Origin of the sequence: Arthrobacter sp. 24S4-2 (assembly GCF_005280255.1) — a bacterium.
GTDB lineage: Bacteria > Actinomycetota > Actinomycetes > Actinomycetales > Micrococcaceae > Arthrobacter.
In genome coordinates, this window is sequence record NZ_CP040018.1 from 2,918,683 (window position 1) to 2,938,632 (window position 19,950).

The following is a 19,950-nucleotide window of genomic DNA, read 5'->3' on the forward strand; positions in this document are numbered from 1 at the left end:
GAGGCTTAATCTGCGAATGTAGTGGCATGGACTACAGCAAAGACGCGCGGGTGGACCACTACATCGGGTCGCTCCCCGGATGGCAACAGGCCATCTGCCAACAGGTCCGGGACCTTGTCCACGCCGCCGATCCCTACGTCGCGGAAGCCATCAAACGCACAGTGCAGCCGTACTTCGTCCTGGACGGCAATATCTGCGCCCTCCTCGCGGCAAAGGATCACGTCAATGTTTTCCTGTACGACGGCGGCATCGTCCCGGATCCGCACAACATCATCACTGCGGGTCACAACAACAAAACGGCCCGCACCGTCACCTTCCACGAGGGTGAGGCCGTGAACGAAGCAGCCCTCGGCGAAATGTTCCAGGCGATCATCGCCAACAACCGTGCGGGCGGCTGGCGGAAAATCAAAGGCGGCCTGTAGCCCCGGGGGTTACTGCCCGGTGCGTTCCTATTCGAACCGGGACGGATCGCCCATTCCGCGCCGCACCACTTCGGCCGACCCGCCCGAGAAGTCGATGACCGTCGTCGGCTCCGCGCCGCAATCGCCGGAATCGACTACGGCGTCCACCACGTGGTCCAGCCGTTCCTTTATTTCCCAGCCGTGCGTGAGCGGTTGCTCCTCATCAGGAAGGAGCAGGGTGCTGGAGAGCAACGGCTCGCCCAGCTCGGCCAGTAGCGCTTGCACCACGGCGTTGTCCGGGATGCGGACGCCCACGGTCTTCTTCTTCGGGTGCAGCAGACGCTTGGGCACCTCCTTCGTGGCGGGGAGGATGAACGTGTAGCTGCCCGGAGTGACGGCCTTGATGCTGCGGAACACGTCGTTATCGATCTGGACGAACTGGCCCAGCTGGGCAAAATCCTTGCACACCAGGGTGAAGTGATGTTTGCTGTCGAGTTGGCGGATGGCACGGATGCGGTCCAGGGCGTCCCTGTTGCCCAGCTGCGCACCAAGGGCATAACACGAGTCCGTGGGATAGGCGATGAGGCCGCCGGACCGGATCAGCTCGACTATCTGGCCGATCGCTCGGGGCTGGGGTCCTCTGGGTGCACGTCAAAGTATCTTGCCATGCCTTGAGCTTATGGCCCTGCGTTGATTTCCGCACGGAGGGCGGCCCTTGTCAGCGTGGCCTGTGCGTGTTGTGCCCGACGGCGATTATGCTGCCAGAGACGCGAACATGACGGGCATAGTTCACACGCACGACCATCGGAGATTTACTCCCGGCCCGGAAGGCGCAGCAGGCCGTGGCCGCGGACAAAGCTGCCGTGATGCTAAAACGCAGGACTTCGCCTTCAATCAAGCGTTAGTCGCCTCGGACTGGGCCACTTGCTGATCCGCTTGTGGCGCAGCCGCTGCCGTGTCAGGGGCCTGCTCGGGCATCTCGTCGTGATGGATCCGCTCCGCGCGGGACCCCAGCGGCTCACCGCTGCCACCCCATTGCAGTGCGATGATCTCGGCCCCGATCGAGACGGCCGTTTCCTCGGGAGTGCGTGCCCCCAAGTCCAGGCCGACGGGGCTGTGCAGGTTCAGCAGTTGCTCTTCGCTCAGGCCCGCGGCGCGAAGCCGTGCCATCCGGTCGTTGTGCGTGCGCCGGGAGCCCATTGCGCCGATGTACGCGACCGGACGGCCTCGAAGCGCCGCCTCAAGCACGGGGACATCGAATTTGGGGTCGTGGGTCAGGACGCAAATCACGGTTCGTTCGTCCACGAGCCCCCTGGCGAGCTGCTCGGAGAGATAATTGTGCGGCCACGCGCGGACCACCTCCGCGGCGTCGGGGAACCTCGCCGGCGTGGCAAACACCGCGCGGGCGTCACAAACAGTGACGTAATAGCCCAGAAAGGTGCCCAACCGTGCCAGTGCCGCGGCGAAGTCGATGGCTCCGAAGACCAGCATCCTTGGCCGCGGCGAGTAGCTGGCGAAGAAGACGGACATGCCCGCATCGAGGCGCTCCCCGTCCGGGCCGTATGTCAGGACGGAGTTCCGTCCAGCTGCCAGGAGGCCCTGGGTGTCGTCGCCGACGGCCTGATTGGCCCGGTCCGAGCCCAACTCACCTTCGAATCCGTCGGGCCGGACCACGAGGTGGCGACCCAGCCAGCCGGGATCCGGGTGCTCAATCACGGTGGCAACTCCCACCGGGCGGGAGGCCTCAATATCCTCACGGACCCGGTCCAGTTCCGCGAAGGTTTGCTGCGATATTGGCTCTACAAATACCTCGATAGTGCCGCCGCAGGTCAAACCGACGGAGAAGGCGTCGTCGTCGCTGATGCCGTAGCTCACCAAAACCGGCTGCCGGTCAGCCTTCACCTGTGTGGCGAGCTCGTACACGGCACCCTCGACGCAGCCGCCTGAGACCGAGCCGAAGACTTCGCCGGTGGCTGTGACCAGCATGGACGCGCCCGGGGGCCTCGGAGCGGACCGGAACGTCCGCACAACGGTAGCCAGACCGGCGGTGCCGCCTTGTAGCCAACCCGGCATCATAGCGGCGAGAACGTCGCGCATTTTCCTCTATCCTCCAACGCCGGCTTAGCGCCGGCCCAAGCGTAGCCCGGCCCGGCGGCCCAGCCGATATGCACAAAAGGCCACAGCGGCCAGCAGCCCAACGAGTTTGCCCGGGCTGCTGAGCTGATCGGTAACCATTCCCTTGGCCAGGGAAAGTGCGTTGAGGCTGTTGTCGGGCAGCGAACCTGACGACGGCCCAGACGGCGGCACCGGCGCGGATACCGCCGGAACAGGTGCCGGCGGTGCGTCCTGCACGGCGTCGGGCACGGCGTCGGGCACGGCCTCGGGCACGGCCTCGGGCGCTGCCTCCCCGGCAGGTTCCGCCAGCATTGTCTGCAGGTTAGCCGCGAACAGCGCCATCATTTGCTCGGTGACACCGCCAATGATGCTCTTCCCCATTGCGGCGGCCTTCCCGGACAGCGCCAGATCGGCACTGACGGTTCCACGCGTAGAACCCTCCGCCTCAGCCAGGCGCAAAGTCACGGTGGCTTCGGCCATACCCTGGCCGCGGGTTTCCTGCGCCCGGCCCTGGAATACGGCGCGGTGTTCTTCGACGTTCCGCTCAACGACAGTCATTTGCCCCTTGTACTGCATGGACACCGGTCCCAGCTTCACTTTCATCCCAACCTGGTAGGCGTCGTCGGAAAGCTTGTTCAAGATCTGCGCCCCGGGAACGCAGCCAGCCACGCGCTCGAAGTCCATGAGGGTGTCCCAGACTTTGTCGATTGGTGCGACTACTGAAAAAGCGCTGTCTATTTGCATTAGCTGTTCCTCTCCCTCTCCTATATTGTCCCGCGTCCGGTTGTCCCGCGTCCGGCCCTGACCGCGGCCGCCAATTCCGCCAGGGCCGCATAGCTGTGGCCGCTGACAAAGGCATCGCAGTAGGGGAGCGCCGCCGCCATGCCGCCCACCAGCGGCTGGTAGTTCACGGCCACCTTCCTCGGATTAACCCAGACAATCCTGTATGCCAGCCGCTTCAGGCGTGCCATTTGCGCGGCCACCAGGTCCGGATCGTCCTGTGCCCAGCCGTCGGAGAACACGACCACCACCGCACCCTTGGCGAGGCCGCGGCGGCCGTGCGCGTCAACGAATCTCCGTAGGCTCTCCGCGATTCGCGTCCCTCCCGCCCAGTCAGTTGCGGTTGCCGCGGCGAGGGCCAGTGCCTGGTCGGGATTCCGCCCTGCCAGTTGCCGCGTCAGCCGCGTCAGGCGGGTGGAGAATACGAACGCCTCCGCCCGGGCTCCGGCCACAGCGCTCTGCAGCAGCGACAGGAACACCCTCGTGTAGGGCTCCATGGACCCGGAAACGTCGCACAGCAGTACCAGTTGACGCTGACGGGGCAGGCGATGGGCGTAGACGAGCCTCGTGGTGTCGGAGCCGGTCCGCTGGGCTGCCCGAACGGTGCGCCGGATGTCCAGCCGTGCGCTGCTGTGCGCAGCCTTGCGGGTCCTGCGGCTCAGGCGTGCCGGCGTCGAGAGCACTATCTCGCGCACGAGCCGGCGTACCTGGACCACTTCGTCGGGCGAGAGATCCGCGAAGGACGTCTCGTGCAGCCGTTCCTCGGCCGATGCCATGGCAAGGATGGCGTCTCGCTCAGGACCGAGGCGGTCGCCAGGGCCGTCCCTGCCGGGAACCGGAGCAGCCGGGGAGGGCCGGTGGAGAGTGTCCGGCGCACCCGGCAGACGGGTCGGCGGGGACGGGCGGACCCGTGCCTCGGAGCCGATTGCCGGCGGTGCGTTGGATTCGCCCCGGCTGTCGGCTGGATCAAGCCGGCCCTCAAACACGGCGGCGAACACGGCGTCGAAGACCGGCAACTGTTCCCGCGAGGACACCAGCACCACGCGGCACGTCCAGTACAGCGGTTCGCGGGCGATAGGCGGGACAAGGCGAAGAGCCTCAGCCAGCCGGACGGCGCGGTCAGGGGAACTTGAAAGGCCGGCACGGCGCAGGGCTGTGATGAGGCCGGCGGCCAGGGAAGCGGCCTCCACGCCCGAAGTGCCGACGGCGGCGGTGGAGTCAGCCATGGCTGTCCCCAACCAGCCAGGCCGCCCCGCGGGATCCCACAAGCTCCATGTCGTCCCGGTTCTTGACGATCGAACCCCACGTCGTCTCCACGGTGGGCGCGTCGATGTGGGTGATTCCGAGCACAGTCAAGGCGGCTACCCAATCAATGGCCTCGGCAATGCCGGGCGGCTTGGCCATGTCCAGCGAGCGCAATTTCGTGATGGCGGACGCCGCCTCCAGGGCCAGGGGGCCGGCGCTTTCCGGGACGCGGCGCCGTACGATCTCGGCGATCCGCGTGGGTGTCGGATAGTCGATCCAGTGGTACAGGCATCGGCGTGTGAGGGCATCGTGCAGATCCCGGGTCCGGTTGGACGTCAGCACCACGACGGGGGGATGCGTAGCCTGGATGGTGCCGAGTTCCGGGATGGTCACCGCGGCTTCTGCCAGAAGTTGGAATGTGAACGCCTCGAACTCGGCATCAGCCCTGTCGATTTCGTCCAGCAGCAGCACGGCAGGGCGCGGTCCGGGATGCTCAATGGCCTGGAGCAGTGGCCGCCGTAGAAGGTACTGCGGACCGAAAAGGTCCGCCTCGTTCAGAGCAGCATCGCGGACCTCAGCGAGCCGGATGCCGAGCAGTTGGCGCTGATGGTTCCATTCGTAGAGCGCTTCACCGGCGTCGATCCCCTCGTAGCACTGCAGCCGGAACAGGGGAGTGTCCAGCGCTCGGGCCAGCGCCTTCGCGGCCTCCGTCTTGCCCACCCCCGCTTCGCCTTCGAGCAGGATCGGCTGGGGCAAACGCACAGCCAGGTATAGCGCCGTCGCCAGTCCGACGTCGGCGAGGTAGTCGCCGTCGTCCAGTGCGGCCATCAGGGAGGGAACATCCGGAACCAACCGCCGAACTTCTTCTTCGGCGCCGCTGCGCGCCGCGTTGCTCATTGTGCGCCCCGGAGCGCGTCCAGCACCCGTTCATAGTCCGCGTCGGTGTTGATGTCCAGCGGAATAGGGCCGGGCACGGCTACCTCGGTCACCTCCGCCGCACGCTCCTCCAGTAACTTCCACACCGCCTTGTCGCCGCGCAGTCCGGCGAGCGCCGGCAGGGCGGACCGGGCGAATGCGAACGGATGGCCGATGCCGTTGTCGTAGCGGCAGACCGCAATTTCCGCTGTGCGGCGGCCAGCCAACAGCCTTTGCACACTCCCGGCCATGACACCGGGCTGGTCGCCGAGCAAAAGCACCACTACGTCGGTCTCCGGATGAAGCGCCGGGAGGGCAGCGGCTATCGAGGACGCACACCCCGTGCTGAAGTCCGGATTGACGGCGACGTCGCAGCCGGAGGTGTTCACACTCTTCAGCACCTCTTCGCTCGAGCCACCCAGCGCCAACACCAGCTGGGCGAAACGGCAGGCCCGCGCGGTGGACAGCACGACGTCAAGCAGCACCCCGTCCCCATAGGGAAGGAGCTGCTTGGGACGGCCCATTCGGCGGGACCCGCCCGCGGCCAGGACCAGCCCGGCGATCCGGAGTTTCTTGGCCCGGGGGCCAGGTGTTAGGGGGTCAGGGCTGCGGGCTTGACGAGGCTGGGCCTCAGCGGGTGCCGGCATAACGCTCCGGATCTTTGCGGAACGACTCGTAGCATCCCCGGGAACAAAAGTAGACAGTGGTGCCGCCGTGATCCAAGTGAAGCGTTGCCTCCACGGCGGCCACTGTCATGCCGCACACGGGGTCAATGGCAGTCGCAGGCTCGCTGTCGGCACGAACTGCGTGCCGACCCTTGGCGCGTTCAGCGATGAGCTGCGCGAGGATGGACAACGCGATCTCGCCGGGCGTGCGCGCTCCCAAGTTCAGGCCGGCCGGGCTGAAGACACGTGCGCGCTGGGCGTCGTCCACATCCAGGGAGGCCAGAACCGCGGTGCCCCGCACCTCGCTTGCAACCAGCGCTACATACGGCACTCCGGCACGCAGGGCCACTTCGAGGGCGCCTTCTTCCTCTCTGCCGTGCGAGGCGACAATCAGGGCGGCGTCGTCCGGGCGCGGATCCGCAGCCTGGCCATCCGTCAGTTCCATCTGCAGGCCGATTCCGGCGCCGAGGGATGCCAACGCCTGGGCCACCGGGGTGGTGCCGACCACCAGGACCCGCGGTGCCGGGATGTGCGGCTCCAGGAAGATTTCGATCGCGCCTCCGCTGAGGCAGGGATTCGAGACCTCGACGGCACCTTCCTCGCTCCGGTGCGACGGCTCGCCAGGTACAACGCGCAGCAGTAGCGGCTCCTGGGCCGAGAGCGCCTTCAGGCTGTATTCCCGCACCGAGGCTTCGACGCAGTTTCCGCCCACGAACCCGTCCATTTCACCGTTTGAAAGGATCAGGGCGGTGTCGCCGGCATGGGCACTCGTGGGCCGCTGTGCCCGTACCACCGTGGCGCGGACGAACGGCTTGCGCAGGGTGGTGAGTTCCGTTGCCCTCGCGGTGAGGGATTCTGCCATGGCTTGCATGTCAGATCGGAGGCCTAGGCCGGCCCTGCATGGCCTCCCAGACCCGGGCCGGCGTGCACGGCATGTCCATGTGGACCACCCCGTACGGTGCCAGGGCGTCGACGATGGCGTTCACGATGGCCGGTGGCGAGCCGACCGTGGCGGACTCCCCAATGCCCTTGGCGCCGATGGGGTGGTGCGGCGATGGCGTTACCGTGAAGCCGGTCTCCCAGTCGGGGACTTCCATTGCCGTCGGGATCAGGTAGTCCATGAACGACCCGCCGAGGCAGTTGCCCGCCTCGTCGAACTCGATGATTTCCATGAGCGCCATGCCGACGCCGTCAGTCAGGCCTCCGTGCACCTGGCCTTCGATGATCATCGGGTTGATCCGGGTTCCGCAGTCATCCACCGCGATGAAGCGCCGCACCTTGACGTGGCCCGTTCCCGGATCTATGTCCACCACACAGATGTAGGCGCCGAAGGGGAACGTCAGGTTGGGAGGATCGTAGGTGACCTCGGCGTCGAGGTTGCCGTCGATTCCCTCGGGCAGCGCCACAGTGCCGTGGGCGCCCATGGCGATCTCCGCTATGGTCTTCCCCACGCTGGGATCCCCCTTGACGAACCAGCGTCCCTTCTCCCATTCCAGGTCCTCCGGGCGGGTTTCGAGCATGGCGGCGGCGATGAACTTCGCCTTTTCGCGCACCTTGCGCGCGACGAGGGCGACGGCGCCGCCGCTTACCGGCGTGGACCTGCTGCCGTACGTGCCCAGGCCGAACGGGGTCTGGTCCGTGTCGCCGTGGACGACGTCGATGTCCTCCGGCGGAATGCCGAGCTCTTCTGCAACAATCTGCGCGAAGGTGGTCTCGTGGCCCTGTCCCTGGCTCTGGACGGAGAGCCGCACCACGGCCTTGCCGGTCGGGTGGACCCGCAGTTCGGCCCCGTCGGCCATGCCCAGGCCCACAATGTCGAAGTGCTTGCGGGGGCCGGCGCCGACAGTTTCGGTGAAGAAAGCGACTCCGATGCCCATGAGCTCGCCGCGTTCGCGTTTTTCGGCCTGTTCCCGCCGAAGCTCCTCGTAGCCGGCCATCTTCATGGACAGTCGCATGGCGGGCTCGTAGTTGCCGGAGTCATAGACCCAGCCGGTCTTGTTCGCGTAGGGGAACTGCTCCGGCTTGATGAAGTTCTTCAGCCGGAGTTCCGCCGGGTCCATGGCCAGTTTCCGGGCCAGGATGTCCACCAACCGCTCCACCAGATAGACAGCCTCCGTGACGCGGAACGAGCAGGCGTACGCGACTCCGCCGGGAGCCTTGTTGGTGTAAACGCCCCTGACCTTGCAATACGCGGCCTCCAGGTCGTAGCTGCCGGTGAAGATCGAGAAGAAGCCGGCAGGGTTCTTGGAGGGCTGTGCGGTGGCGTTGAACGCGCCGTGGTCCGCCAGCACGGAAGTCCGCACGGCAAGGATCTTGCCTTCTTTGGTGGCGGCGATCTCGCCCTGCATGATGTAGTCCCGGGCGAACGACGTCGACATCAGGTTCTCGGAGCGGTCCTCCACCCACTTCACCGGCTTTCCGGTGACGATCGAGCCGACGACGGCGAGAATGTAGCCGGGATAGATGCCCACCTTGTTGCCGAACCCGCCGCCGATATCGGGGGAGACGATACGAATCTTGTGTTCGGGGATGCCGGCGACGATCGCATACAGTGTCCGGTGCGCGTGGGGCGCCTGGGTTGTCTCGTAGAGGGTCAGCTTTCCGGAGACGGCATCAAAGTCCGCGACGGCGCCGCAGGTCTCCATGGGTGCCGGGTGGACACGGGGGTAGACGATCTCCTGTGCCACTACGACGTCGGCTGCGGCGAAGACCGCCTCGGTTTCCGCCTCATCGCCCATCTCCCAGTCGAAAATCCGGTTGTCCGTCCGTCCCTTGAGGTCATCCCGGATCACCGGGGCGTCCGGATCCAGGGCTTTGCGCGCGTCGATGACCGGGGGCAGCACGTCATATTCGACGTCGATCAGTTCCAAAGCGTCGCGGGCGGCGTAGCGGTCCTCCGCGACGACGAAAGCGACCTCTTGCCCCTGAAAGCGCACTTTGTCAGTAACGAGCACTGCCTGTACATCTGCGGACAGCGTCGGGGCCCAGGCGAGGTTTAGCGCCACCAGGTCTTTGCCGGTGATCACGGCGAGCACTTTCGGGTGGGCCAGCGCCTTGGCGGTGTCGATCGAGACCATCCGTGCGTGGGCCACGGGGGCGCGAAGGATGGCACCGTGCAGCATGCCGGGCAGCACGATGTCGTCGATGTAGTGGCCCTTCCCACGGACGAACCGAGGGTCTTCCTTGCGCTGGATGCGCCCGTACCCGATCGGGCGGTCGGCGTCGCCGGCCGCCGGGTTGCTGGGCCGATCGTGGATGACGGTCATGCCTTCACCTCTGTGTTTGCGATGTCCGGAAGCACGGTGTCCGTGCTGTCGATGACCTCCCCCGCTGCTGCAGCGTCAGCTGCCACCCCGGCGGGGTGGGCGGCCGCCCACTGCACTGAGCGGACGATCGTGGCATAGCCGGTGCAACGACAGATTTGCCCCGAAATGGCCTTCCGGATTTCGGTTTCGTCCGGATGCGGGTTCTTGTCCAGCAAGGCTCGGGCCGTGAGCATCATGCCGGGGGTGCAGAAGCCACACTGCAGCCCGTGTTCCTCCATGAACCCCTGTTGGACGGGATCGAGCGTGCCTCCTGCGGCGAGTCCTTCGACGGTGCGGATGTCGTGCCCGGCTGCCATTACTGCGAGCACGGTGCATGATTTCACAGGCTGGCCGTCCATCAGGACCACGCACGTTCCGCAGTTCGTGGTGTCGCACCCCCAGTGGGTGCCCGTAAGGCCCAGGACCTCGCGGATGTAATGAACCAGCAGCACGCGCGGTTCGATGTCGGAGACTACTTCGTTTCCGTTCATGGTCATGCTGACCTGCATGGAGCTCAACCTTCCTGTGTTCCGACGGCCCGGGCGCATGCCTGCCGCAGGACCCTGCGGGTGAGCTCGTCGGCCAGATGCCGCTTGTAGTCGATCTGTCCGCGCTGGTCCGCAACGGGATCACACGCAATGGCTGCGAGTCGGCCGGCCTCGACGAACAGCTCTTCGCGGGGCTGCTGTCCAAGGAGCGCGGCTTCGGCCTCCGCGACGGTTCCGTCGAGGCCCAGGGCCGTGAGGCCGATGGCAGCGGCACCGATGCCACCGTCGTCGGCCAGCGAGATGGCCGCCCCGGCTGCGGCGACGGCCCAGTCTCCAACCCTGCGATCCACCTTTTCGTAGGCGCTTCCGGAGTGTGGACGAACGGGAAATCGGACTTCGCACAGCAACTCGTCCGGGGCCACCGCTGTCTCATAAGGACCCCGGTGGAATTCATTCATGTCAACGAGGCGTTCGCCCCTGGGGCCGCGGAGAACCGCCACAGCCCGGAGCACATCGCAGACCGTGGAAAGGTCCTCGGCCGGGTCCGCCTGGCACAGGGAACCGCCTATGGTCCCGCGGTTGCGCACCACCGGATCCGCGATGACTGCTTCGGCGTCCGTGATGATGGGAAAAAGGCGGGCCACGTCGGCTGATTCCAGGAGGGCCGTGTGGCGCACCAGCGCGCCAACCCGCAGCTGGTCCCCGTCGAGGAGGATGAAGTCGAGTTCGACCAGGTCGTTGATGTCGATCAGCCATTCTGGCCGGGCCAGGCGGAGTTTCATCATGGGCAGCAGGCTGTGCCCGCCGGCGACCACCCGCGACTCGGGGCCGTGCCGTGCGAGAAGTTCAAGAGCATCGTCCACGGTGCTGGCCCGCACGTAGTCGAAAGGAGCCGGAATCTGCATTTTGCCTACCTCACTCCATGGCGCCAGAAAGCTGCGAGGCGCCGTTTTGAGGTCAGTCTTGCCCCGGCCAGTGGGGAGTGTCAATATCGTCATAAGCGAAAGGTTATGAAGCCGTGTCGATGACTTTGAGCCAGCTGCGGGCCTTCGCGCTTGTGGCCAGACTGGGGTCGCTTCACGCTGCCGCGGCGGCTCTGGCCGTCAGTGAGCCCGCAGTGTCCTCGGCCCTGGCTGCACTCCGGCGGGACCTCGGCGACCCCCTGTTTGTCCGTGCTGCCGGAGGCATTTCCCTGACGCCGGGCGGCCGGGCGCTGGCGGACTATGCCCAGGAAATCATCGGCCTGGCTGACCAGGCCCGGTGGGAAGTCTCCCACGCAACCACAGACGCGGGGCTGCTGAGGATCGTCGCAACGGCTCCGTTCGCTGAACATGCGGCAGGACGGTTGCTTGACCTCTTCACCAAACGGGTCCCGGGCGCCTCCGTCGACGTCGTGGTGGAGTCCGCTGCCGACATAGCGTCGCTGCTCCTCGACCGCGCCTATGACATAGCCCTTGGAGCCCGACCGGCCCAGCCCGCCGGTACAAGTGCCGACGCCGGACTGGAGATGATCCCCTTCCTCCGGTACCAGCGTGTCTTTGTGGTGGCTGCGTCGCATCCCCTCGCCGGGCTGCACGGGCCGGTGCCGCTGGCCCGGCTGCTGGACCGCCCGTGGTTCGCCGGGCCCTCCGGCATCCAGGCGGGGACGGATGAGGGACGGTGGCTGGCTTCGATGGGCGTGGCGCCCGAAGTGATCCGGCTCAGCAGCGAAACCGACGCGCTCGCTGCAGTCAGGGCGGGGGAGGGCCTGACTCTTGCTTTGGGCCACATCGTGCGGGCGGAACTCCAAACCGGAGTCCTTGCGCGTGTACCCGTGGTCGGAACCCCGGTGTCCGGCCTGTGGTGGGCCAGCATACTGGACCACGGCCGGACAACTTCGAAGGCGCGGGCATTGCAGCGCTTCGTCACCACGTCGGATGCAACTGCCGCGATGGTTGCCCCGGGCGGCTCGCGCGGGCTCGAACGACGGGGTTCCAAGGTTCACGTGGCTCTCTGGAGCGGTGGCGCGTCGCGCATTTGATGTATAGCCGACAGTGACGCACTGGCTCACACCGCCCCTATGCAGTCACGTAGGACTGGGGCAACATATGAAGTGTTCAAAGCTCGACGCGCCCGGATCCAGGGCGGAGCCGGGCGCCGACCTGCACGAGAGGACAGCTGAATATGACCACCAGACTCAATCCCTACCTGGGCTTCAAGGACAACGCGCGGGAGGCCATGACCTTCTACCAGACGGTTTTTGGCGGCGAACTGGCGCTCAGCACATTCGGCGAATTCCAAGCCAGTGAGGACCCTGCGGAGAAGGAAAAGATCATGCACGGCATGCTCACCACGGACTCCGGCCTGGTGCTTATGGGTGCCGATACACCGAACAGCATGAGCTACACGCCCGGCGACAACTACTCCGTGTCCCTTAGCGGCGAGGATGAGGGCGAACTCCGGGGGTTCTGGGAGAAGCTGTCCGGCAGCGGGACCGTGACTGTGCCGCTGGAACGGGCCCCCTGGGGCGACACCTTCGGCATGTGCACCGACGGCTTCGGGGTAGCGTGGCTGGTGAATATCGCCGGAGCCCAGCAGCAGGAAGCCCAGCCGTAAGGGACCGTTCAGCGCCTACTTCCTGGCGATGGAGTAGGCGTTGAACGGATCCTCCTTTGCAAGCTGCGGGCAGCCGTGACTTTCGACCCTACGGGGGCGGCCGGAACAAGCGGAAGCTAGTGCTTACATCGCGAATGCGCATTCCAGCGCGTTGCCGTTCACACGCCTGCCGTCGCCCTGACACAGCCCGCTTCCGGACGGCAACAGGGACAGGGGCATCATGAAAGACGGACACCCACGCCTACGCTTCCTCGGAGCCACGGACAGTGTTACGGGTTCCAGGTACCTGGTTGAAGCAGGCGGGAAACGCATCCTCGTGGATTGCGGGCTCTTCCAGGGCTACAAGATCCTCCGCGACCGCAACCGGATCCCTTTCCCCGTCCCTCCGCACTCCATTGACGCGGTCCTGCTGACCCACGCCCACTTGGACCACACCGGCTATGTCCCGGCCCTGGTCCGCGACGGCTTCGGCGGGCCTGTGTATGCCACAGACGGAACCACCGAGCTATGCACCCTGTTGCTCCCGGACAGTGGGCACCTCCAGGAGGAGGAAGCCAAATACGCCCACGAAAGTGGAATGTCGAGGCACACCCCGCCGATTCCGCTCTACACTGCCGCAGACGCGGTCAGATCGCTCGACAGTTTCCGGGAACAGGGCTTCGACACCCCGCTCAATTTGGGAGGGGGTATCACCGGCACATTCATTCCGGCCGGCCACATACTGGGCGCTGCCCAGATCCGGCTGGACGTGGGACAACATTCCGTGCACTTCACAGGCGACCTCGGCCGCAACGACGATCCCTTGATGTTTCCGCCCCGGGGACTTGGTGCCGCTGACATTCTCGTCACCGAATCCACCTACGGAAACCGCAAGCACTCGAGCCTGGATCCGGCGCTGCAGCTGGGCGAGATCATCTCACGTGTGGCGAAGAATAACGGCGTGATCATGATCGCCGCGTTCGCCGTGGGGCGGGCGGAGACACTGATGCTGCATCTTTCCCGCCTCCGCAGCAAAAACGCGATTCCGGACATCCCCGTGTACCTGAACAGCCCCATGGCCATTGATGCATCCGGGATGTACCAGCGACACCCAGATGAACACCGGCTGAAGCAGCGCGAGTACGAGGACATGTACAAAGTGGCCAAGATGACCCGGACGGTGGACGATTCGAAGTTGCTCAACCTCCGCGGCGGGCCCATGGTGATCATTTCGGCCAGCGGCATGCTAACCGGCGGCCGGATTCTGCACCACATTGCCGCATACGGATCCGATCCGAAGAACGCCATCATCCTTAGCGGCTACCAAGCGGGCGGAACCCGCGGTGCCGCGCTCGCCGCCGGCCAGCGGCAGCTCCGCATCTATGGGGAGGACGTCCGCATCCGAGCCGAAGTGATCCAGATGGAAAGTCTTTCCGCCCATGCGGACTCCGACGGGCTCATCGAATGGATGAAGGCGGCCGAGCGGGAACCCCGGATGACATACATCACCCATGGGGAACCGGATGCGTCCGATGCCCTCCGGGCCCGGATTAAGCGGGAACTCGGCTGGCGGGTGCGTGTTCCCGAACACCTTGAAAGCATCTCAATTGAGGATCCTCGATGAACACCGGACACCGTGCCGTCCTCAGCATGCTGGACGAGATCCGCTCCCTGGCCCGGCCCCTCAGCGGATTCGGGAACCTTGACGGGCTGGTCCACAGGGCGGGAGCAGGCCGCTTCGTGGCCATCGGTGAAGCGTCCCACGGCACCCACGAGTACTACACCGCGCGTTCCCGGCTGAGCATGCGGCTGATCGAGGAACAGGGCTACAGCTGGATCGGAGTGGAAGGCGACTGGCCGGACTGCTGGCGGATCAACCGCTGGGTCCGGGGACAAAGCGGGCAGGACACGGGGGTCCACGCCATGCTCGCCGGGTTCGGGCGTTGGCCCACCTGGATGTGGGCCAACGAGGAGGTGGCCGGATTCCTCGATTGGTTGCGCGGTTGGAACCTGGAGCGCTCCACGGAGGAACGCGTGGGCTTCTACGGGTTGGACGTCTACTCGCTCTGGGACTCCCTGCGGGAGATCATCGGCTGGCTCCGGGAAAACGAGCCCGATGCCGTTCCAGCGGCCATGCGGGCATGGCAATGTTTCCTTCCGCATCACGAGGACCCGCACGAGTACGCCTGGCGCACCCGGCTGGTCCCTGAATCGTGCGAAGCGGATGTGGTGGCGCTGCTGTCCGAGGTGCGCAACCGGGCACTTGCTCCTCGCGACCACGAACCGCGCACTGAAAGCGACGAGGCATTCGACGCGGTGCAGAACGCCATGGTTGCCGCAAACGCCGAGCTCTATTACCGCATCATGGTGCGGGGGAACCGCGAGTCCTGGAACATCCGGGACCATCACATGGCGGACACGGTTGACCGCTTGAGCGAACACCTGGGCCCCGGCTCCAAGGGCATCATCTGGGAACACAACACCCATGTGGGCGACGCGCGGGCCACCGACATGGCACGGGACGGCCTCGTGAACGTTGGCCAGCTGCTCCGGGAGCGCCACGGGGCTGAGGGCGTGACTCTGATCGGTTTCGGATCACACCGGGGAACCGTGATCGCCGCGGACTCGTGGGGATCCCCCGAGCGGGTCCTGCCGATGCCGGAAGCCCGTGTCGGCACTCACGAGGACCTGTTGCACCGGGCCCTAGGAGCTCCGGCGTTGTTGGAATTCGGCAAGGACAGGTCCGGGCCCTGGCTGTCAGCCTGGCTGGGGCACCGGGCCATCGGAGTTGTCTACCAGCCGGCCAGCGAATACGGAAACTACGTTCCGACCCGGATGGGAGGGCGCTACGACGCCCTGATCTGGCTGGAACAGACCTCGGCGCTGCGTCCGCTCCATCACGAGGCTCCGCCGCGCGAGCCGGAGTTCGAAACGGAACCCACCGGCTTCTGACATACCACTTGACGGGCTTACGTTGCCTACCGGCGGCGTAGCTAAGCGCTCGCCGTCCGCAGCCGATGCCCGGCGTTGTTCGTCCATTGAGCCCGTCCGATCGAACATAGCAGCAGCAAGGCTCCCGACACCGCGACGGCGGGTTGCAGGGCTCGCGGCCTGGCCACAGGAACCACCGCAAGAGGAACGCCTTGGCCGTTCAGGGGTGGCTATGCCCGGCCGGTTGTCGTCCGTGGGCCCGACGCTACGCCGGCACGGCGCCGGGTGAGGGGCTTAAGGCCCTAACCTCCGCCTCTGCCCCCGGAGCACACTAAAAGGTGTCAGCGGCCATCGGCGTGCTGATCCGAAAACGCGTGGAGAAGAGCAGGATTCAGAATGAGCAAACCAATCGTCGTCGGCATCAACGGCTCCACCGGCAGTGAGGCCGCAATGTCTTGGTCGCTTCACCGGGCGGCCAAGCTCAAGCTTCCGGTCATCGCCGTCCATGCGGTGGACGACCGCTGGATGTCACCGGACTTCCAGTATCACGAACTGATCAGGGAATCCGGCATGGAGCTGCTGAGGCAGGTGCAGGAAGATGCCGCCAAGAAGGAACCCGATGTTACCGTCGACGTGCAGTTGCGGCACGGCAGCGCCGGGTCCGCCCTCAAGGCAATGTCCCTTGAGGCTTCAATGGTGGTCATCGGATCGCACCACCGCCATTGGGCCGACGGAGGGCCCATGACGGACCGGGCTCTTCAGGTCGTTACCGCGTCGGACAGCCCGGTGGCAGTTATTCCGCAAGATCAGGCGCCGCAGGGGCTCGGCGTTGTGGTCGGCGTTGACGGCTCGGAAGAGTCCCTGCAGGCCGTTGCTTTCGCCGCGGCAGAAGCTGACCGCGAAGGGGACGAGCTGACTGCCCTGCTGGCTTTCCGGCGCCCCGCCCGCTGGGTCCAGAGCGGGATGCCTGCCAGCGGCCTGGCTGAAGTCATTGAGGAAGAGGACAAGATCGTACTCGCCGAATCGGTCGCCGGGCTGCGGGACAAGTACCCGGACTTAGTAGTGAATCAGCGGCTCGACAAAGACACCGATCCGGCCAAGGCCCTCGTGGAGGCCGCCGCGAACGCGCGGCTTCTGGTCATCGGCAGCCGCGGACGCGGGGGATTCAGCAGGCTCCTGCTCGGCTCCACGGCTCACGCGGTCCTGCTGCGCGTTCCGTGCCCCACCGTGGTCACCAGGGTGCACAAGGTCACGCACGAGGAATAGCAGACACCATCCGGTGGACACGAATAGGCCCCTTCCGCGGAGGGGGTCCTATTTGGGTCCGGGACCAATTGCCGTACTTCAGTGCTGCCCTTGAAGCGCTAAAATCCACTTGGGTGGGACTGTGTTCCGCCCGTCCAGGACGCACCCAGGAACATCCCAACCGGCATCCGCTGTCCCATGAACGACCGCGACCCTATCCAAAACTGGATCGCTGGCCGGATGGTGCTTTTGGGCGACGCCGCCCACCCGATGCTCCGGGACGGCAGCCGAGAAGGTCCCCGCTCTGTAGGCTCCGGAACGGCGCCGGAATCCCCTTGAGGCAGGCTGCACGCGATGCGAGGATTGAAACGTGCAGCCCCTCATGGATTTCTTCGCCCACTACTGGTGGTTGGTGTTCCCCCTCAGCGGGATGGCCGGAGGGTGGTTGCGCGCTTTGTCGAAAGCCAGTGAGCGCCGGCACCGGCGCAAGGTGGAGCTGTACAAACTCAAGCACCAGGCCGTCCGCGCTGAAGAGGCAACCGCGGCGGAGGTCCAGCTGCTGATGGCCACGCATTCGGACATCAACAAACGCTGGCTGGACTACGAACTGGACGTCGGCAAGCTCATTGACTACCCCGTCATGACTGACGTCCGCGAACCACTTACTGTCGCCTTCCTGCGCGCCAAAAGGGAAGCGGACGGACTCCGGCCGGCTGCGCCGGCGGACATCACCAGCAAGGCGCGGATGGACGAGTACCGGGTAGCCGTGAACAGTTTCCAGATCGCCTTCGACGTCGCCGAGCGGGAGGCGCAGCGCATCAAGGACCGCAACTTCTCCGGACCGGAACGCGAACGCCTGGCGAGGGCACGGAAGCTGCTGCGGATCGCCGAAGACGAAGCGGCAACTCCGGCGGAACGGCAGACGGCCTATAAGAGGGCACGCCGGGAGCTGGAGGGCCTGATCGTCCTGCCGCAGGCGACCATTGCGGCACTGGAAGGAAAGGTGGCACCAGTGCTCGACGCCGGACAGGCCAACGACATCCCGCAGCACTGAGAATCCAGCACTGAGATTTCTGCACCAGGAGGAAACGGCACCGTGAGGAATGTCTCCCTGTACCTGGATGTGGACGGCGTGATCTGCCCATTCGGGGCAACAGGCGTTACCGATTGGGGGAGCCGATGGCAGATCTCCGACGCGGGACTCCTGGAAGTTACGTACGCCCGCGAGCTCGTCGAGTCCCTCAACGATCTATCCAGCACCCCGGGGCTCCGATGCGTCTGGCTCACCAGCTGGGAAGAGATGGCACCGGAATACCTGTGCCCGGCGATTGGCCTCGCAGGGCGGGAATGGCCGGTCCTGGCCAGTAACGGACTGGGCGGCGGCGAAAACTGGTGGAAATTGCAGGCACTCCAGAAGGACATCGAGGCATCGGCGCCTGACCGCGCCGTGTGGATTGATGACCAGCTCGAATTTGAAGCCGGGGCCAGCGCCTGGGCCTCCATTTTGGGAACGCGGATGCTGCTGATTTCGCCGCATCCCAGGCACGGAATGTCCAGGGCCGAGCTGGACGCCGTGCGCGCTTTCCTCTGACCCCGCGGTGTTTTGTCCTTCAGGCGTTGACGCGTACGATCGTTAGGGTTTCAAGCCTCTTCCGAAAAACACCGCATGAAGTTCCAGCAAACACCTGGGACAGTCCTGCGTGCGGCCGGGGCACGGGGAAGTGGAACTGCTGACCGTCGACTCTGCAGATTGGGCAACAGGTGGAAATCACCTTCATGGTGGCGCTGGTTATAGCGCTGGCACTTTTTTTCGACTTCACCAACGGATTTCATGACACCGCCAATGCAATGGCCACGCCCATTGCCACCGGTGCCATCAAACCCAAGACGGCAGTTGCCTTGGCGGCAGTCCTCAACCTGGTCGGTGCGTTCCTGTCCACCGAAGTGGCCAAGACCGTATCCGGCGGCATCATCAAGGAGGGCGCCGACGGCATCCAGATCACCCCGGACATCATCTTTGCGGGCCTGATGGGCGCCATCCTCTGGAACATGATCACGTGGCTGAAGGGCCTCCCGTCGAGTTCGTCCCACGCGCTCTTCGGCGGCCTGATCGGCGCGGCGATCGCAGGAATCGGCATCCACTCGGTCAATTTCGAGTCGCTGATGCAGAAGGTCATTCTCCCCGCGCTCTTCGCCCCGGTCATCGCAGGCGGCGTGGCCTACATCTGTACCCGCCTGGCCTATGCGCTGACGTCCCGGCACGACCCCGAGACCGGCAGCAAGCTGACCCAGAAGCGCGGCGGCTTCCGTACCGGGCAGATTTTCACGTCCAGCCTGGTGGCGCTGGCGCACGGCACCAACGATGCGCAGAAGACCATGGGGATCATCACCCTGGTGCTGATCGCCGCGGGCACGCAGCAGCCGGGGTCCGGCCCCCAGCTCTGGGTGATTACAGCCTGTGCCCTCGCCATTGCCATCGGCACGTACGCGGGCGGCTGGCGGATCATCCGCACCATGGGCTCCGGCCTGACGGATGTTAAGCCCGCCCAGGGCTTCGCCGCGGAAACCAGCACGGCTTCGGCCATCCTGGCGTCCTCACACCTCGGCTTCGCGCTGTCCACCACGCAGGTTGCTTCCGGATCGGTGATCGGCTCGGGCCTGGGCCGGAGAGGCACCTCGGTGCGCTGGGGCACTGCCGGGCGCATCGCCATCGGCTGGCTGCTAACCCTTCCCGCAGCCGGGATTGTCGGCGCGCTGACTGCCCTACTGGTGAAAACCGGCGTGGTGGGCGTGGCCATAGCGGCCGTCACCGGCACCGGCGCCGTGATGTTCATGTTCGTCCAATCCCGCAAATCCCATGTGGGCCACCACAATGCTGTGGAGGTCGAGGAAGCCGGGCAGGCTGTCCGCTTCCGGAAGAAAAAAGCCATGGCACAGGCACTTCGTGCCCGGAACGCCAGCAAGCAGAAGGACGGCCTGTCATGAAATGGTTGGAACTGGTTCAGGTTGCCGGAGCCACCCTGGCAGCAGCAATTACGGTGGTGGTCCTCTACTCCGTCGGAGTGCGCTTCACCGCCATCGCCGGCGATCCCGAACAGGCCACGCCCCGGTGGATGAAGTCGCTCGCCTACACCTGTTTCGTCCTGTGCGGCCTTGCTGTGCTCTTCGGCCTGTACCTGATCATTCCGTACTTCAGCAAATAGCAGCCGCCCCCGGTAGCTGACCTGACCGGCGCCGGAGGGCGACGGCTGGAGCGGGAGGGGCTGCTCTGGCGGATATGGCCCAT

At 65.6% G+C, this 19,950-nt stretch carries 19 protein-coding genes and 1 pseudogene; 10 read left to right on the plus strand and 10 right to left on the minus strand.

Going from position 1 to position 19,950, the window contains the following annotated elements; genetic code table 11:
* Positions 1–26 precede the first annotated feature (26 nt).
* A complete protein-coding gene (locus FCN77_RS13415; protein WP_137322663.1) occupies positions 27–422 on the plus strand; it encodes a DUF1801 domain-containing protein in 396 nt (131 codons plus the stop codon).
* 27 nt (positions 423–449) lie between these two features.
* Here FCN77_RS13415 and FCN77_RS13420 read toward each other — a convergent pair.
* The 10 genes and pseudogenes from FCN77_RS13420 to FCN77_RS13465 all read right to left on the minus strand — a co-directional run bounded on the left by FCN77_RS13420 (position 450) and on the right by FCN77_RS13465 (position 10,819).
* A pseudogene (locus FCN77_RS13420) lies at positions 450–1,069 on the minus strand (L-threonylcarbamoyladenylate synthase).
* Positions 1,070–1,295: 226 nt separating this feature from the next.
* Positions 1,296–2,498 carry an XdhC/CoxI family protein gene (locus FCN77_RS13425; protein ID WP_137322665.1) on the minus strand — a complete coding sequence of 401 codons (1,203 nt, stop codon included), beginning with the start codon at positions 2,496–2,498 and terminating at the stop codon, positions 1,296–1,298.
* A gap of 24 nt (positions 2,499–2,522) precedes the next feature.
* A complete protein-coding gene (locus tag FCN77_RS13430) occupies positions 2,523–3,260 on the minus strand; it encodes an SRPBCC family protein (RefSeq protein ID WP_137322666.1) in 738 nt (245 codons plus the stop codon).
* A 20-nt stretch (positions 3,261–3,280) separates the two neighbouring features.
* Positions 3,281–4,522 (minus strand): VWA domain-containing protein, encoded by a 1,242-nt coding sequence (locus tag FCN77_RS13435; protein WP_137322667.1) that lies wholly within the window; start codon positions 4,520–4,522, stop codon positions 3,281–3,283.
* The gene (locus FCN77_RS13440; RefSeq protein ID WP_137322668.1) at positions 4,515–5,438 is read right to left on the minus strand and encodes a MoxR family ATPase; all 924 of its coding nucleotides are present in this window, start codon (positions 5,436–5,438) and stop codon (positions 4,515–4,517) included. The genes FCN77_RS13435 and FCN77_RS13440 overlap by 8 nt, the downstream gene beginning before the upstream one ends.
* On the minus strand, positions 5,435–6,103 hold the full coding sequence (locus tag FCN77_RS13445; RefSeq protein WP_137322669.1) for an NTP transferase domain-containing protein: 669 nt from the start codon (positions 6,101–6,103) through the stop codon (positions 5,435–5,437). Before FCN77_RS13445 ends, FCN77_RS13440 begins: the two co-directional genes overlap by 4 nt.
* Positions 6,087–6,992, minus strand: coding sequence for an XdhC family protein (locus FCN77_RS13450; RefSeq protein WP_137322670.1), 906 nt, complete (start codon positions 6,990–6,992; stop codon positions 6,087–6,089). The genes FCN77_RS13445 and FCN77_RS13450 overlap by 17 nt, the downstream gene beginning before the upstream one ends.
* A 1-nt stretch (position 6,993) precedes the next feature.
* Complete coding sequence (locus FCN77_RS13455) at positions 6,994–9,387, minus strand: aerobic carbon-monoxide dehydrogenase large subunit (protein ID WP_137322671.1); 2,394 nt, start codon at positions 9,385–9,387, stop codon at positions 6,994–6,996.
* The gene (locus FCN77_RS13460; protein WP_137322672.1) at positions 9,384–9,935 is read right to left on the minus strand and encodes a (2Fe-2S)-binding protein; all 552 of its coding nucleotides are present in this window, start codon (positions 9,933–9,935) and stop codon (positions 9,384–9,386) included. The genes FCN77_RS13455 and FCN77_RS13460 overlap by 4 nt, the downstream gene beginning before the upstream one ends.
* A 5-nt stretch (positions 9,936–9,940) precedes the next feature.
* Entirely contained in the window at positions 9,941–10,819 is an 879-nt protein-coding gene (locus FCN77_RS13465) for a xanthine dehydrogenase family protein subunit M (protein ID WP_137322673.1), read from the minus strand.
* Between the two features lie 119 nt (positions 10,820–10,938).
* Between FCN77_RS13465 and FCN77_RS13470 the strand changes: the two genes are divergently transcribed.
* From FCN77_RS13470 to FCN77_RS13515, 9 genes are all read left to right on the plus strand, one after another.
* On the plus strand, positions 10,939–11,934 hold the full coding sequence (locus FCN77_RS13470) for a LysR family transcriptional regulator (protein WP_175417438.1): 996 nt from the start codon (positions 10,939–10,941) through the stop codon (positions 11,932–11,934).
* A gap of 143 nt (positions 11,935–12,077) precedes the next feature.
* Positions 12,078–12,509 (plus strand): VOC family protein, encoded by a 432-nt coding sequence (locus FCN77_RS13475; protein ID WP_137322675.1) that lies wholly within the window; start codon positions 12,078–12,080, stop codon positions 12,507–12,509.
* Between the two features lie 220 nt (positions 12,510–12,729).
* Positions 12,730–14,112 carry an MBL fold metallo-hydrolase RNA specificity domain-containing protein gene (locus FCN77_RS13480; RefSeq protein ID WP_137322676.1) on the plus strand — a complete coding sequence of 461 codons (1,383 nt, stop codon included), beginning with the start codon at positions 12,730–12,732 and terminating at the stop codon, positions 14,110–14,112.
* Complete coding sequence (locus FCN77_RS13485) at positions 14,109–15,440, plus strand: erythromycin esterase family protein (protein WP_137322677.1); 1,332 nt, start codon at positions 14,109–14,111, stop codon at positions 15,438–15,440. Before FCN77_RS13480 ends, FCN77_RS13485 begins: the two co-directional genes overlap by 4 nt.
* Positions 15,441–15,815: 375 nt before the next feature.
* Positions 15,816–16,685, plus strand: a complete 870-nt coding sequence (locus tag FCN77_RS13490) for a universal stress protein (RefSeq protein WP_137322678.1) — start codon at positions 15,816–15,818, stop codon at positions 16,683–16,685.
* A gap of 349 nt (positions 16,686–17,034) precedes the next feature.
* Positions 17,035–17,718 (plus strand): hypothetical protein, encoded by a 684-nt coding sequence (locus FCN77_RS13500; RefSeq protein WP_137322679.1) that lies wholly within the window; start codon positions 17,035–17,037, stop codon positions 17,716–17,718.
* A gap of 42 nt (positions 17,719–17,760) precedes the next feature.
* A complete protein-coding gene (locus FCN77_RS13505; RefSeq protein ID WP_137322680.1) occupies positions 17,761–18,255 on the plus strand; it encodes an HAD domain-containing protein in 495 nt (164 codons plus the stop codon).
* Positions 18,256–18,425: 170 nt separating this feature from the next.
* Entirely contained in the window at positions 18,426–19,649 is a 1,224-nt protein-coding gene (locus FCN77_RS13510; RefSeq protein WP_137322681.1) for an inorganic phosphate transporter, read from the plus strand.
* Positions 19,646–19,867: a hypothetical protein gene (locus FCN77_RS13515; RefSeq protein ID WP_137322682.1), complete on the plus strand. Its 222-nt coding sequence runs from the start codon at positions 19,646–19,648 to the stop codon at positions 19,865–19,867. Before FCN77_RS13510 ends, FCN77_RS13515 begins: the two co-directional genes overlap by 4 nt.
* Positions 19,868–19,950 lie beyond the last annotated feature (83 nt).

What these genes read in the sequence shown, in the direction of transcription:
- FCN77_RS13415 (WP_137322663.1), top strand. Translation starts at nt 27, where the DNA reads ATGGACTACAGCAAAGACGCGCGGGTGGACCACTACATCGGGTCGCTC.
- FCN77_RS13425 (WP_137322665.1), bottom strand. Translation starts at nt 2,498, where the DNA reads ATGCGCGACGTTCTCGCCGCTATGATGCCGGGTTGGCTACAAGGCGGC.
- FCN77_RS13430 (WP_137322666.1), bottom strand. Translation starts at nt 3,260, where the DNA reads ATGCAAATAGACAGCGCTTTTTCAGTAGTCGCACCAATCGACAAAGTC.
- FCN77_RS13435 (WP_137322667.1), bottom strand. Translation starts at nt 4,522, where the DNA reads ATGGCTGACTCCACCGCCGCCGTCGGCACTTCGGGCGTGGAGGCCGCT.
- FCN77_RS13440 (WP_137322668.1), bottom strand. Translation starts at nt 5,438, where the DNA reads ATGAGCAACGCGGCGCGCAGCGGCGCCGAAGAAGAAGTTCGGCGGTTG.
- FCN77_RS13445 (WP_137322669.1), bottom strand. Translation starts at nt 6,103, where the DNA reads ATGCCGGCACCCGCTGAGGCCCAGCCTCGTCAAGCCCGCAGCCCTGAC.
- FCN77_RS13450 (WP_137322670.1), bottom strand. Translation starts at nt 6,992, where the DNA reads ATGCAAGCCATGGCAGAATCCCTCACCGCGAGGGCAACGGAACTCACC.
- FCN77_RS13455 (WP_137322671.1), bottom strand. Translation starts at nt 9,387, where the DNA reads ATGACCGTCATCCACGATCGGCCCAGCAACCCGGCGGCCGGCGACGCC.
- FCN77_RS13460 (WP_137322672.1), bottom strand. Translation starts at nt 9,935, where the DNA reads ATGCAGGTCAGCATGACCATGAACGGAAACGAAGTAGTCTCCGACATC.
- FCN77_RS13465 (WP_137322673.1), bottom strand. Translation starts at nt 10,819, where the DNA reads ATGCAGATTCCGGCTCCTTTCGACTACGTGCGGGCCAGCACCGTGGAC.
- FCN77_RS13470 (WP_175417438.1), top strand. Translation starts at nt 10,939, where the DNA reads ATGACTTTGAGCCAGCTGCGGGCCTTCGCGCTTGTGGCCAGACTGGGG.
- FCN77_RS13475 (WP_137322675.1), top strand. Translation starts at nt 12,078, where the DNA reads ATGACCACCAGACTCAATCCCTACCTGGGCTTCAAGGACAACGCGCGG.
- FCN77_RS13480 (WP_137322676.1), top strand. Translation starts at nt 12,730, where the DNA reads ATGAAAGACGGACACCCACGCCTACGCTTCCTCGGAGCCACGGACAGT.
- FCN77_RS13485 (WP_137322677.1), top strand. Translation starts at nt 14,109, where the DNA reads ATGAACACCGGACACCGTGCCGTCCTCAGCATGCTGGACGAGATCCGC.
- FCN77_RS13490 (WP_137322678.1), top strand. Translation starts at nt 15,816, where the DNA reads ATGAGCAAACCAATCGTCGTCGGCATCAACGGCTCCACCGGCAGTGAG.
- FCN77_RS13515 (WP_137322682.1), top strand. Translation starts at nt 19,646, where the DNA reads ATGAAATGGTTGGAACTGGTTCAGGTTGCCGGAGCCACCCTGGCAGCA.